The 12,641-nt window shown below is 71.9% G+C and carries 12 protein-coding genes; 11 read left to right on the top strand and 1 reads right to left on the bottom strand.

Features of this window, described 5'->3' with window-relative positions:
• Positions 1 to 99 precede the first annotated feature (99 nt).
• From ACF08D_RS11475 to serA, 4 genes are all read left to right on the top strand, one after another.
• Positions 100 to 1,959 carry an acetolactate synthase large subunit gene (locus ACF08D_RS11475; RefSeq protein ID WP_392222382.1) on the top strand — a complete coding sequence of 620 codons (1,860 nt, stop codon included), beginning with the start codon at positions 100 to 102 and terminating at the stop codon, positions 1,957 to 1,959.
• Positions 1,960 to 1,979: 20 nt separating this feature from the next.
• A complete protein-coding gene (ilvN, locus tag ACF08D_RS11470) occupies positions 1,980 to 2,504 on the top strand; it encodes an acetolactate synthase small subunit (RefSeq protein ID WP_019889675.1) in 525 nt (174 codons plus the stop codon).
• Between the two features lie 74 nt (positions 2,505 to 2,578).
• A complete protein-coding gene (gene ilvC, locus ACF08D_RS11465; protein ID WP_392222381.1) occupies positions 2,579 to 3,580 on the top strand; it encodes a ketol-acid reductoisomerase in 1,002 nt (333 codons plus the stop codon).
• Positions 3,581 to 3,816: 236 nt separating this feature from the next.
• Positions 3,817 to 5,418: a phosphoglycerate dehydrogenase gene (serA, locus tag ACF08D_RS11460; RefSeq protein WP_392222380.1), complete on the top strand. Its 1,602-nt coding sequence runs from the start codon at positions 3,817 to 3,819 to the stop codon at positions 5,416 to 5,418.
• Between the two features lie 70 nt (positions 5,419 to 5,488).
• Here the strand turns inward: serA and ACF08D_RS11455 are convergent, their stop codons facing one another.
• On the bottom strand, positions 5,489 to 6,664 hold the full coding sequence (locus ACF08D_RS11455; protein WP_392222379.1) for a PucR family transcriptional regulator: 1,176 nt from the start codon (positions 6,662 to 6,664) through the stop codon (positions 5,489 to 5,491).
• Positions 6,665 to 6,838: 174 nt separating this feature from the next.
• Between ACF08D_RS11455 and ACF08D_RS11450 the strand changes: the two genes are divergently transcribed.
• The 7 genes from ACF08D_RS11450 to ACF08D_RS11420 all read left to right on the top strand — a co-directional run.
• Entirely contained in the window at positions 6,839 to 7,765 is a 927-nt protein-coding gene (locus tag ACF08D_RS11450; protein WP_392222378.1) for a proline dehydrogenase family protein, read from the top strand.
• Between the two features lie 16 nt (positions 7,766 to 7,781).
• On the top strand, positions 7,782 to 9,413 hold the full coding sequence (gene pruA, locus ACF08D_RS11445; RefSeq protein ID WP_392222377.1) for an L-glutamate gamma-semialdehyde dehydrogenase: 1,632 nt from the start codon (positions 7,782 to 7,784) through the stop codon (positions 9,411 to 9,413).
• Positions 9,414 to 9,651: 238 nt separating this feature from the next.
• Positions 9,652 to 10,887: an MFS transporter gene (locus ACF08D_RS11440; RefSeq protein ID WP_392222376.1), complete on the top strand. Its 1,236-nt coding sequence runs from the start codon at positions 9,652 to 9,654 to the stop codon at positions 10,885 to 10,887.
• A 44-nt stretch (positions 10,888 to 10,931) separates the two neighbouring features.
• Positions 10,932 to 11,345 carry a hypothetical protein gene (locus ACF08D_RS11435; protein ID WP_392222375.1) on the top strand — a complete coding sequence of 138 codons (414 nt, stop codon included), beginning with the start codon at positions 10,932 to 10,934 and terminating at the stop codon, positions 11,343 to 11,345.
• A 137-nt stretch (positions 11,346 to 11,482) separates the two neighbouring features.
• Complete coding sequence (locus ACF08D_RS11430) at positions 11,483 to 12,028, top strand: GNAT family N-acetyltransferase (protein ID WP_392222374.1); 546 nt, start codon at positions 11,483 to 11,485, stop codon at positions 12,026 to 12,028.
• A gap of 223 nt (positions 12,029 to 12,251) precedes the next feature.
• Positions 12,252 to 12,386: a hypothetical protein gene (locus ACF08D_RS11425; RefSeq protein WP_392222373.1), complete on the top strand. Its 135-nt coding sequence runs from the start codon at positions 12,252 to 12,254 to the stop codon at positions 12,384 to 12,386.
• Positions 12,387 to 12,477: 91 nt separating this feature from the next.
• The coding region (locus tag ACF08D_RS11420; RefSeq protein WP_392223168.1) for an isocitrate/isopropylmalate family dehydrogenase at positions 12,478 to 12,641 on the top strand (164 nt) is incomplete at its 3' end.

Here is a 12,641-nt window from a genome sequence, read left to right as displayed (position 1 = left end):
CTCCCCTCGCTTGCCTCACGGCACGAGGGGTTTTTTGTTGCACTGGCACCTGCCAAACCCGCTTGAACCCTCGCGAAAACCCTCAGCTTCGAGAAGAGAATGCCGATGACCGAGCAGGCCACCGGGGCCCACCATCCGCAGCCGCGGGCCCGTAGCGGCGGACAGTCCTCCGCCACCGTTGAGCACGTCACGGGTGCGCAGTCCCTCATCCGTTCTCTCGAGGAAGTGGGCGCCGAGACGGTCTTCGGCATCCCCGGCGGCGCCATCCTCCCCGCGTACGACCCGATGATGGACTCCACCCGCGTCCGTCACGTCCTCGTCCGGCACGAGCAGGGCGCCGGCCACGCCGCGACCGGTTACGCCCAGGCGACCGGCAAGGTCGGCGTCTGCATGGCCACCTCCGGCCCCGGCGCCACCAATCTGGTCACCCCGATCGCCGACGCGCACATGGACTCCGTCCCGCTCGTCGCGATCACCGGCCAGGTCGCCTCCAAGGCGATCGGCACGGACGCCTTCCAGGAGGCGGACATCTGCGGCATCACCATGCCGATCACCAAGCACAACTTCCTGGTCACCAAGGCCGAGGACATCCCCCGGACGATCGCCGAGGCGTTCCACATCGCCTCCACCGGCCGCCCCGGCCCGGTGCTGGTCGACATCGCCAAGGACGCCCTCCAGGCGAAGACCACCTTCAGCTGGCCGCCGCAGCTCGACCTGCCCGGCTACCGCCCGGTGACCAAGCCGCACGCCAAGCAGATCCGCGAGGCCGCCAAGCTGATCACCGCCGCCCGGCGCCCCGTCCTGTACGTCGGCGGCGGCGTCCTCAAGGCCGGTGCCACCGCCGAGCTGAAGGTCCTCGCCGAGCTGACCCAGGCCCCGGTCACCACCACGCTGATGGCGCTGGGCGCCTTCCCCGACAGCCACCCGCTGCACGTCGGCATGCCCGGCATGCACGGCGCCGTCACGGCCGTCACCGCGCTCCAGAAGGCCGACCTGATCGTGGCCCTGGGCGCCCGGTTCGACGACCGCGTCACCGGCAAGCTGGACAGCTTCGCGCCCTTCGCCAAGATCGTCCACGCGGACATCGACCCGGCCGAGATCGGCAAGAACCGCGCCGCCGACGTCCCGATCGTCGGTGACGCCCGCGAGGTCATCGCCGACCTGGTCCAGGCCGTCCAGGCCGAGCACACCGAGGGCAACACCGGCGACTACAGCGCCTGGTGGAAGGACCTCAGCCGCTGGCGCGACACCTACCCCCTCGGCTACGACCAGCCCGAGGACGGCAGCCTGGCGCCGCAGCAGGTCATCCAGCGCATCGGGCAGCTCGCCCCGGAGGGCACCATCTACGCGGCCGGTGTCGGCCAGCACCAGATGTGGGCCGCCCACTTCATCGACTACGAGAAGCCGGCCACCTGGCTCAACTCCGGCGGCGCCGGGACCATGGGCTACGCCGTCCCGGCCGCCATGGGCGCCAAGGCGGGCATGCCGGACCGCACGGTCTGGGCGATCGACGGCGACGGCTGCTTCCAGATGACCAACCAGGAACTGGTCACCTGCGCGCTGAACAACATCCCGATCAAGGTCGCCATCATCAACAACGGCGCCCTCGGGATGGTCCGCCAGTGGCAGACCCTCTTCTACAACCAGCGCTACTCCAACACCGTGCTGCACTCGGGCCCGGAGGCGGACGGCAAGCAGCCCGGCGCCGGCACCCGCGTCCCGGACTTCGTGAAGCTGTCCGAGGCCATGGGCTGCGTCGCGCTGCGCTGCGAGAGCCCCGACGACCTCGACAAGGTCATCGCGGAGGCGAACGCCATCAACGACCGTCCGGTCGTCATCGACTTCATCGTCCACGAGGACGCCCAGGTCTGGCCGATGGTCGCCGCCGGCACCTCCAACGACGAGGTCATGGCCGCCCGCGGCGTCCGCCCCGACTTCGGCGACAACGAAGACGACTGAGAGAGAGCTGAGTCAAGAACATGTCCAAGCACACGCTCTCCGTCCTGGTGGAGAACACCCCCGGCATCCTCGCCCGGATCGCCGCCCTGTTCTCCCGCCGCGGCTTCAACATCGACTCGCTCGCCGTCGGTGTCACCGAGCACCCCGACATCTCCCGCATCACCATCGTGGTCAACGTCGAGGACCTGCCGCTGGAGCAGGTGACCAAGCAGCTCAACAAGCTGGTCAACGTCCTGAAGATCGTCGAACTGGAGCCCAGCGCCGCCATCCAGCGCGAGCTGGTCCTGGTGAAGGTCCGCGCCGACAACGAGACCCGGTCCCAGATCGTCGAGATCGTCCAGCTGTTCCGCGCCAAGACCGTGGACGTCTCGCCCGAGGCGGTCACCATCGAGGCCACAGGTTCGAGTGACAAGCTCGACGCCATGCTGAAGATGCTGGAGCAGTTCGGCATCAAGGAGCTGGTCCAGTCCGGCACCATCGCCATAGGGCGCGGCGCGCGGTCCATCACCGACCGCAGCCTGCGGGCCCTGGACCGTTCCGCGTAGCGAGACCCCCCGACCCTCCCATCCCTCCCCGCCGTACGGTGGGACGCAACATCAGCACACCAAGGAGAAACCCAGTGGCCGAGCTGTTCTACGACGACGACGCCGACCTGTCCATCATCCAGGGCCGCAAGGTCGCGGTGATCGGTTACGGCAGCCAGGGCCACGCCCACGCGCTGTCGCTCCGTGACTCGGGTGTCGACGTCCGCGTCGGTCTGCACGAGGGCTCCAAGTCCCGCGCGAAGGCCGAGGAGCAGGGCCTGCGCGTGGTCACCCCGGCCGAGGCCGCGGCCGAGGCCGACCTGATCATGGTCCTGATCCCGGACCCGATCCAGGCGAAGGTCTACGAGGAGTCCATCAAGGACAACCTGAAGGACGGCGACGCGCTGTTCTTCGCCCACGGCTTCAACGTCCGCTTCGGCTTCATCAAGGTCCCGGCCGGTGTCGACGTCGCCCTCGTCGCCCCCAAGGGCCCGGGCCACCTGGTCCGCCGCCAGTACGAGGAGGGCCGCGGCGTCCCGGCGATCGCCGCCGTCGAGCAGGACGCCACCGGCAACGCCTTCCCGCTGGCCCTCTCGTACGCCAAGGCCATCGGCGGCACCCGCGCGGGTGTCATCAAGACGACCTTCACCGAGGAGACCGAGACCGACCTGTTCGGTGAGCAGGCCGTGCTGTGCGGCGGCACCTCCGCCCTGGTCAAGGCGGGCTTCGAGACCCTGGTCGAGGCCGGCTACCAGCCGGAGATCGCGTACTTCGAGTGCCTCCACGAGCTGAAGCTGATCGTGGACCTGATGTACGAGGGCGGCCTGGAGAAGATGCGCTGGTCGGTCTCCGAGACCGCCGAGTGGGGCGACTACGTCACCGGCCCCCGCATCATCACCGACGCCACCAAGGCCGAGATGAAGAAGGTCCTCTCCGAGATCCAGGACGGCACGTTCGCCAAGAACTGGATGGACGAGTACCACGGCGGCCTGAAGAAGTACGACGAGTACAAGACGCAGGACTCCGAGCACCTGCTGGAGACCACCGGCAAGGAGCTGCGCAAGCTCATGAGCTGGGTGGACAACGAGGAGGCGTGAGCCTCGCGGCGGCGGGTCCGGACACGGTACCGGGCCCGCCCGCCCGCATTGGACCCCGTGTCCAACCACGGACGGGTGATCCTTCCGCGACGGCGGAAAAGATGCCACCCCCCGCCACTACACTCGTCACCACATACGCGTCAGGCCCACAGCGTCGTGCGTCTTCCACGCGGCAAGCCCCTCCACCGCATGCGGCCGTCGGGACGGCCGTCCGCACTGGACTTGTGAGGACCCACGTGAGCTCGCATCCTTCGAAAAAGCCGGTAGTTCTGATCGCCGAGGAGCTGTCGCCCGCCACCGTCGACGCACTCGGCCCCGACTTCGAGATCCGGCACTGCAACGGCGCCGACCGCACGGAACTGCTGCCCGCCGTCGCGGACGTGGACGCCATCCTGGTGCGCTCCGCCACCAAGGTCGACGCTGAGGCCATCGCCGCCGCCTCCCGCCTCAAGGTCGTCGCCCGCGCCGGTGTGGGCCTGGACAATGTCGACGTCTCCGCCGCCACCAAGGCCGGTGTGATGGTCGTCAACGCGCCGACCTCCAACATCGTCACCGCCGCCGAGCTGGCCTGCGGCCTGCTGGTCGCCACCGCGCGCAACATCCCCCAGGCCAACACCGCCCTGAAGAACGGCGAGTGGAAGCGGAGCAAGTACACCGGTGTCGAGCTGAGCGAGAAGACCCTCGGCGTCGTCGGCCTCGGCCGCATCGGCGTCCTGGTCGCCCAGCGCATGTCGGCCTTCGGCATGAAGATCGTCGCGTACGACCCCTACGTCCAGCCCGCCCGCGCCGCCCAGATGGGCGTCAAGCTGCTGACGCTGGACGAGCTGCTGGAGGTCTCCGACTTCATCACCGTCCACCTGCCGAAGACCCCCGAGACCCTCGGCCTGATCGGCGACGAGGCGCTGCACAAGGTCAAGCCCGCCGTCCGGATCGTCAACGCCGCACGCGGCGGGATCGTGGACGAGGAGGCGCTGTACTCGGCGCTCAAGGAGGGCCGGGTCGCCGGCGCCGGCCTCGACGTGTACGCCAAGGAGCCCTGCACGGACTCCCCGCTGTTCGAGCTCGACCAGGTCGTCTGCACCCCGCACCTGGGCGCCTCCACCGACGAGGCGCAGGAGAAGGCCGGTATCGCCGTGGCCCGTTCGGTGCGCCTCGCGCTCGCCGGCGAGCTGGTCCCCGACGCGGTCAACGTCCAGGGCGGTGTCATCGCCGAGGACGTCAAGCCGGGCCTGCCGCTGGCCGAGCGGCTCGGCCGGATCTTCACCGCGCTGGCGGGCGAGGTCGCCGTCCGGCTCGACGTCGAGGTGTACGGCGAGATCACCCAGCACGACGTCAAGGTGCTCGAACTGTCCGCGCTCAAGGGTGTGTTCGAGGACGTCGTCGACGAGACCGTGTCGTACGTCAACGCACCGCTGTTCGCCCAGGAGCGCGGCGTCGAGGTCCGGCTGACCACCTCCAGCGAGTCGCCCGACCACCGCAATGTGGTCACCGTGCGCGGCACGCTCTCGGGCGGCGAGGAGGTGTCGGTGTCCGGCACCCTGGCCGGCCCCAAGCACCTCCAGAAGATCGTCGGCATCGGCGAGTACGACGTGGACCTGGCGCTCGCCGACCACATGGTCGTCCTGCGCTACGAGGACCGTCCCGGTGTCGTCGGCACCGTCGGCCGCGTCCTCGGCGAGGCGGGCCTCAACATCGCGGGCATGCAGGTCGCCCGGGCGGCCGAGGGCGGCGAGGCCCTCGCGGTGCTCACCGTCGACGACACCGTCCCGCAGGCGGTGCTCACCGAGGTCGCGGCCGAGATCGGCGCCACCTCGGCCCGCTCGGTGAACCTCACCTGACCCGCGAACACGGTCACCCCCACTCCCGGTCCGGCCCGGTGCGCACGACGCGCACCGGGCCGGACCCGTGTCACAGGCGGGCCGCCTTCAGGGCCATGTGGAGCAGCAGCCGGTCCTCGCCCTCGTCCAGGTCCAGCCCGGTGAGCTGCTCCACCCGGGACAGCCGGTAGTAGAGCGTCTGCCGGTGGATGCCGAGCGCCGCCGCGGCCCGCCCCGCCTGGCCCGCGCAGTCGAGATAGACCTCGGCGGTGCGGGCCAGCTCGGTGTGGGCGGGCGCGAGGAGCCGGCGGATCACCGGGTCGCCCTCCGGCGCCGGGGGCAGCGCCGTCAGCAGGCGGTACGGGCCCAGCGACGCCCACGGCGCCACCGGGCCCAGCGCCGGCCGGGCCAGCGCCGCCCGGGCGGCCGACACCGCCTCGCGCCAGGCGTCCCCCAGGTCGCCCACCCCGCGCCGCGGCCCGGCCACCCCCACCACGGCGCCCTCCCCGGCCGCGTCCCGGAGCCGGGCGGCGGCGGGCGGCGGGGCCGGGGCGTCCGCCGAGCGCAGCCGTACCAGCGCGGCCAGCGCCCGCTCCGGGGCGCCGCCCCCGGCAGCCGCGGCCCGGTGCGGCGAGAAGGCGCCCCACTCCACGGTGGCGAGGGCCGCCACCCCGGGGGCGCCGCGCATCGAGGGCGTCCCGCCCGCCGGCCAGGGCGCCACGCACAGCAGCGCGCCGGGACCGTCCGCGTCCCGGCCGAGCGCCGTGCGCAGGGCGGCCAGCGCCATGTCGTACTGCCAGCCCCGCGCGGCCGTCAGCACCGCCCGCAGCTCCCGCGACAGGTCGGCGTCCGCCCGCTCCTCGTCCGCGAGCAGCGCCCCGATCCGCCCGGCGACCTCCATGGCCGCCGCCAGCCGGTCGGGCGAGGGCCCCGGGTGGGCGTCCAGGAGCCACACGTACCCGAGAGCGACACCCCGATGGCGTACGGGGAGGCAGACCCGGTCGCGCAGCACCCCGGCCTCCGGGGAGGCGGGGATGCGGACCGGGCCGGTCGCCCGGGTGATGCCGAACCCCTCGAACCAGGCGCGCACCGCCGGGGTGGACCTCCGGGTCAGGATCGACCGGGTCCGCACCGGGTCCATGGCGGTGTCGTCCTCGCTGTCGTGGGCCCCGAAGGCGATCAGCCCGAAGTCCCGGTTCTCCAGCGTCGCGGGCGCGCCCAGCAGGGCGGAGATCTCGTCGACCAGCTCTTGGTAATCGGCCTTCATCCGGACATTCTGCCACCCGCTCAGACATCTGTATGAGAGCGGGCCCACGGATGCGTGACAGCTGTCGATGGCACGCCGAAGGAGCGATCCTTAGGTTTCACGGTGGTTCTCCGTGCCGTTGGCGGAATCTTCTCGTCACGGCTTCCTACAACCCGTGTTCCGTGGAGGTGCCCCGTGCTGGGTCCCGTGATCCTTGCCGCGTCGCGCAGTGACAAGATGCGCCGCTTCGTCTCTGCCGCACCGGGCACCAAGCAGGTCGTCGGCCGGTTCATCGCCGGTGAGACGGTCGAGCAGGTCGTTCCCATCGTCCGCGAGACGGTCGGGAAGGGCCTGGAGGTGACCCTCGACGTGGTCGGCGAGGACATCACGACCCGTGAGCAGGCGTTCGCCGCCCGCGACGCCTACCTGGAGCTGATCGAGCACCTCAAGGAGCTGGACCTCGGGGCCCGGGCCGAGATGTCGGTCAAGCTCTCGATGTTCGGCCAGGCGCTGGAGGGCGGTCACGAGCTGGCCCTCGCCAACGTCCGCCCGGTCGTCGAGGCCGCCGCCGCCATCGGCACCACGGTCACCCTGGACGCGGAGGACCACACCACCCTCGACTCGATGTTCGCCATCCACGAGGAGCTGCGGAAGGACTTCCCGCAGACCGGCTGCGTCATCCAGGCGTACCTCTTCCGCACCGAGGAGGACGCCCGGCGCCTTGCCGCCAACGGCAGCCGGGTGCGTATCGTGAAGGGGGCCTACAAGGAGCCCGCCTCCGTCGCGTACCAGGACAAGGCGGAGATCGACAAGGCGTACGTCCGGATCCTGCGGATCCTGATGGAGGGCGACGGGTACCCGATGATCGGGTCCCACGACCCGCGGCTCATCGCCGTCACCCAGGAGCTCGCCCGCCGCGCAGGGCGCAAACTGGACGAGTACGAGTTCCAGATGCTCTACGGGATCCGCAGCGACGAGCATGTGCGGCTCGCCGCCGAGGGACACCGGATGCGCGTCTACACCGCGTACGGAACCGACTGGTACGGGTACTTCATGCGCCGTCTCGCGGAGAAGCCGGCCAACCTGCTGTTCTTCGTCCGCTCGATGATCACCAAGAACTGAAGGAGTTACGGAACTCATGGACGCTGTGACCCAGGTCCCCGCTCCGGTCAACGAGCCGGTTCACACCTACGCCCCCGGTTCGGCCGAGCGCACCCGCCTCGAGGCCAGGCTCAAGGAGCTGTCCGAGAACCCGATCGACCTGCCGATGACCATCGGCGGCGTCAAGCGGATGGGCGGCGGTGAGCGGGTGGACGTCGTGCAGCCGCACAACCACGCCAAGGTCCTCGGCACCTTCGCCGCCGCCACGCAGCAGGACGCCCAGGACGCCGTCGACGCGGCCCTGGCCGCCGCCCCGGCCTGGCGCGCCATGTCCTTCGACGACCGTGCCGCGATCATCCTGCGCGCCGCCGAGCTGCTGGCCGGCCCCTGGCGCGAGACCATGGCCGCCTCCACCATGCTGGGCCAGTCCAAGACCGTCCAGCAGGCCGAGATCGACACCCCGTGCGAGCTGGTCGACTTCTGGCGCTTCAACGTCAAGTACGCCCGCGACCTGCTCGCCGAGCAGCCCCCGGCGAACTCCCCGGGCGTGTGGAACCGCCTGGACCACCGCCCGCTGGAGGGCTTCGTCTACGCGATCACGCCGTTCAACTTCACGGCCATCGCGGGCAACCTCCCCACCGCCCCCGCCCTGATGGGCAACGTGGTGGTCTGGAAGCCGTCCCCCACGCAGACCCACGCCGCCGTGCTGCTGATGCAGCTGCTGGAGGAGGCCGGCCTGCCCAAGGGCGTCATCAACCTGGTGACCGGCGACGGCATCGCCGTCTCCGAGGTGGCCCTGAACCACCCGATGCTGGCCGGCATCCACTTCACCGGCTCGACCAAGACCTTCCAGCACCTGTGGAAGACGGTCGGCAACAACATCGAGAAGTACCGCTCCTACCCGCGCATCGTCGGCGAGACGGGCGGCAAGGACTTCGTCGTCGCCCACCCGAGCGCCGACCGCGCCATTCTGAAGACCGCGCTGACCCGCGGCTCCTTCGAGTTCCAGGGCCAGAAGTGCTCCGCGTCCTCGCGCGCGTACATCCCGGCGTCGATCTGGAACTCGGGCTTCAAGGAGGAGTTCGCGGCCGAGGTCGACGGCATCCGCATGGGTGACGTCACCGACCTGACGAACTTCATCGGCGCCGTCATCGACGAGCGCTCCTTCGCCAAGAACAAGGCGGCCATCGACCGCGCCAAGGCCGACCCGTCCTGCAGGATCGTCGCGGGCGGCACCTATGACGACTCGGTCGGCTGGTTCGTCCGCCCGACCGTCATCGAGTGCACCGACCCGGCCAACGAGGTCTTCACCACCGAGTACTTCGGCCCGATCCTCGCCGTCCACGTCTACGAGGACGAGAAGTACGAGGAGATGCTGGAGCAGATGGAGTCCGTGTCCGCGTACGCGCTGACCGGCTCGATCATCGCCGGTGACCGGGCGGCCGCGGCCGACGCCATGGAGAAGCTCCGCTTCGCCGCGGGCAACTTCTACATCAACGACAAGTCGACCGGCGCCGTCGTCGGCCAGCAGCCCTTCGGCGGCGGCCGCGCGTCCGGTACGAACGACAAGGCGGGCGCCCCGCAGAACCTGATGCGCTGGACGCTGACCCGCGCCATCAAGGAGACGCTGGTCCCGCCGACGGACTACACCTACCCGCACATGGGCTGAGGCCCGCCGGTGCCACCGGGCACCCCCTGAGCACCGCCCCCTTCCGGCCCCCACGCCGGGAGGGGGCGGTTCTCGTCCCCGCTCCCGTCTGCGCAAACGCACGAAAACAGACCCCTCCCGCCCGCCCCCGCTGGTGCGAAGCTCCGGTCCTGGAGCGCGGGCCTCCCGGCGCCCGGGCGGCCGGTCTACCGTCCCCCGGGTACGCCGCCCCGGCGTACGCCACGAACAGGGGTACGCCATGTCCGCACCGTCCACCGGCCTCCGGGCCGTCTTCTCCGTGGCGGGCGCCGGGCTGCCCGTGATCTCCTTCCTCGCGCGGCTGCCCGCCGCGCTCTGCCCCATCGGCACCCTGATGATGGTCACCGCGCTCGACGGCATCGGCCGGGCGGGGCTCGTCGCGGGCGCGCTGTGGACCGGGCAGGCCGCCGGCGGCCCGCCGATCGGGCGGCTGGCCGACCGGCGCGGCCACCGCCCGGTGATCCTCGCCGCCTCCCTGGCCAACGCGGCGTCCATCGCCGCCCTGGTGCTCGCCGTCCTCGCCGGGGCGCCGGTCGCCGCCCAGGCATCGCTGGCCGCGCTGGTGGGGCTGACCGTCCCCCAGGTGGGCCCGCTGTCCCGCACCCGGTGGATCGTGCTCACCCGGTCGCGGCCCGCCGGGCTCACCGGGCGGGCGCTCTCCTTCGACACCATGGTCGACGAGGTCGGCTTCATGATCGGGCCGGCGCTCGCCGGGGCGGTGGTGGTGCTGGTCCACCCGGTGGCGGGCATGGTGCTGGCCGGGGCGCTGATCGCGGTGTTCGGCGTGCTGTTCGCGGTCCACCCCACAGCGCCGCCCGGGACGGGGCGCTCCACGGCACGGGCCGGGACGGGGCTGTTGTCGGCGGGGCTGTGGACGCTGTTCGCCATGGCCGTGCTCCAGGGCATGGTGCTGGGCGCGGCCAACGCCGGGGTCAGCGCCCTCGCCGGCCGGCTCGGCGACTCCGGGGCGGCCGGCTTCGTCTGGGGCGGCATGGCGGTGACCAGCGTCCTGGCGGGCCTGTTCGTCACCGCCCGGCCCGGCCCCCGGGACCTCACCACCCGGCTGCGGCTGGCGATCGCGGCGCAGGCGGCGCTGCTCCTGCTCCTGCCGTGGGTGGACGGCTGGACCGGCGCGGTGGTGGCGCTCGCCGGGGTGGGGTGCGCGGTGGCCCCGCACCTGATCGCCGTGTTCGGCCTCGCCGAGCGGGCGGCGCCGCTCGCGCGGATGGGGGAGGCGATGGCGCTGCTCGGCAGCGGGCTGATCGCCGGCCAGGGCGTCGCGGCCCTGGTCTCGGGCCAATTGGCGGAGCGGTACGGACACGGCGCCTCGTTCACCTTCAGCTGCGCGGCCGGGGCGGCGGCGGTCGCCGTGGCCCTGGCCCGCGTACGCCGGCCGGCCTTCCCCGGGGCCGGCGCCGCGTCCGCGCCGGAACTCGGGTCCGTACGACCGGCGTGAACCGGTGTCAGTTTGCGCGGGCGCGGAGCGGATACCCGCAGAGCATGGCTGAGACGAACAAGACTTCGACGACCAAGACCGCCTCGCGGGCCGCCACCGCGACCAAGGAGCGGGCGCAGGACACCGCGAAGAACGCGGGCAGCACGGCGCGGGACGCCGCGAAGTCCGCGTCGCAGTCCGCGCGCAGCGGGAAGGAGACCCTCACCGGCCTCGGCGAGGCCACCACCCAGAAGGCCAAGTCCGCGGCGAAGACCGTGCAGTCGGCCGTCAGCACGGCGGCCGGGCAGACCGTCGGCAAGGCGGGCGTGGCGTGGACCCTGGTGAAGGCCCGCAAGGCCATCGCGGCCGGGGCGAGCGCCGGTGTGGTGACCGTGGTGGCGTCCTCGTACGCCCTCGGGCGCCGGGCGGGGCTGCGGCAGCGCGGCCCGCTGTCCCGGCTCACCGGCGGCCGGCTCTGACGGCCGCGCCGCCCGTCGTACGACCGGAGGGCTCCCCGGGGCCCACGAGACCCGCTCGCTTACCCTTCCGGCGGCGGGGCGCGGAACAGTGGCCGATTCGCCACCCCGCGCCCCGCCGCCGCTGCGACAGTGGGCACATGACCGACGCGACGCACCTTGCCCACACCTATGAGCTGCCGCCCGCCGAGCTGGGCGCGATACGGGCGCTGCTGGACACCGCCTTCGACGGGGACTTCACCGACCGGGACTGGGACCACGGACTCGGCGGCGTCCACGCCGTCGTGCGGGACGAGCACGGCGTCGCCGCGCACGGCAGCGTGATCATGCGCCGGGTGGCGCACGCGGGCCGCTCGTACCGCGTCGGGTACGTCGAGGCGGTCGCCGTCCGGGCCGACCGGCGCCGGCAGGGGCTGGGCGGCCGGGTGATGGCCGCGCTGGAGGAGGTCGTCGACGGGGCGTACGCCTTCGGGGCGCTGTCGGCGTCCGAGGAGGGGGCCGCGCTGTACCGGGCGCGGGGCTGGCAGCTGTGGAACGGCCGCATCGAGGCGTACGGGCCCGGCGGGACGGCGCACCTCCCGGACGAGGAGGACTCGACGTACCTCCGCCCCGCGGCCGGCCGCACGCTGCCGTCGGCGTCGGCGGGCGCCCTGGTCTTCGACTGGCGGGACGGCGACATTCTGTGACCGGCACCGGAGTTCCGGTGGAGTCTCCGTCTCAGATAGTAGGAAGCCCGAGTATTTGTGGAGACAGACGCTCCGCGACCGCTTAGCTTTGTAGGAGCCGAACGTCTCGCTCCATCGGGCGAATGGCGGGTGTGAGCGTCGTGCCCCCGGCAGGCAACCCCTGCGGCCGCGCTCCCCGCCCTTCCGGCGCCTCGCATCCTCTGATCTCCAGGAGTGGATCGTCATGGCCGCTGAGACCGCCGTCCGCCGTGTCCGTCACACCGCGCCCCGCGCCTCCGAGGCGGAGCGCCGCAATGCCGCCGCCGCCCTGCAGCGGGCCCTCGACCGCCGGGACAACGGCGGCGTCACGGGGCACTGAGTCCGCCCCCTCCACCATCACCCCGGGCCGGCGCGAGTCCACATCGTGGAAAGCTCGTGTCAGGCAATGGGACGAAGAGTAGGGTGCCGACATGTCTCGCAGCATCAATCTCGCAGTGGTTCCCGGTGACGGCATCGGCCAGGAGGTCGTGGCCCAGGGGCTGAAGGTCCTTCGTTCCGTCCTTCCGCAGGATGTGAAGCTGGAGACCCGGGAGTACGACCTGGGTGCCCGGCGCTGGCACCGGACCGGGGAGAC

Source organism: Streptomyces sp. NPDC015131 (assembly GCF_043079975.1).
Classification (GTDB): Bacteria; Actinomycetota; Actinomycetes; order Streptomycetales; family Streptomycetaceae; genus Streptomyces.
Note: the sequence above shows the minus strand (reverse complement) of the source record. Positions and strands in the feature narration are given on the sequence as shown.

Bases quoted from the DNA above. Each gene is read 5' to 3' on its own strand.
- ACF08D_RS11475 (WP_392222382.1), top strand. From the start codon at position 100: ATGCCGATGACCGAGCAGGCCACCGGGGCCCACCATCCGCAGCCGCGG.
- ilvN (WP_019889675.1), top strand. From the start codon at position 1,980: ATGTCCAAGCACACGCTCTCCGTCCTGGTGGAGAACACCCCCGGCATC.
- ACF08D_RS11455 (WP_392222379.1), bottom strand. From the start codon at position 6,664: ATGAAGGCCGATTACCAAGAGCTGGTCGACGAGATCTCCGCCCTGCTG.
- pruA (WP_392222377.1), top strand. From the start codon at position 7,782: ATGGACGCTGTGACCCAGGTCCCCGCTCCGGTCAACGAGCCGGTTCAC.
- ACF08D_RS11440 (WP_392222376.1), top strand. From the start codon at position 9,652: ATGTCCGCACCGTCCACCGGCCTCCGGGCCGTCTTCTCCGTGGCGGGC.
- ACF08D_RS11435 (WP_392222375.1), top strand. From the start codon at position 10,932: ATGGCTGAGACGAACAAGACTTCGACGACCAAGACCGCCTCGCGGGCC.
- ACF08D_RS11430 (WP_392222374.1), top strand. From the start codon at position 11,483: ATGACCGACGCGACGCACCTTGCCCACACCTATGAGCTGCCGCCCGCC.
- ACF08D_RS11425 (WP_392222373.1), top strand. From the start codon at position 12,252: ATGGCCGCTGAGACCGCCGTCCGCCGTGTCCGTCACACCGCGCCCCGC.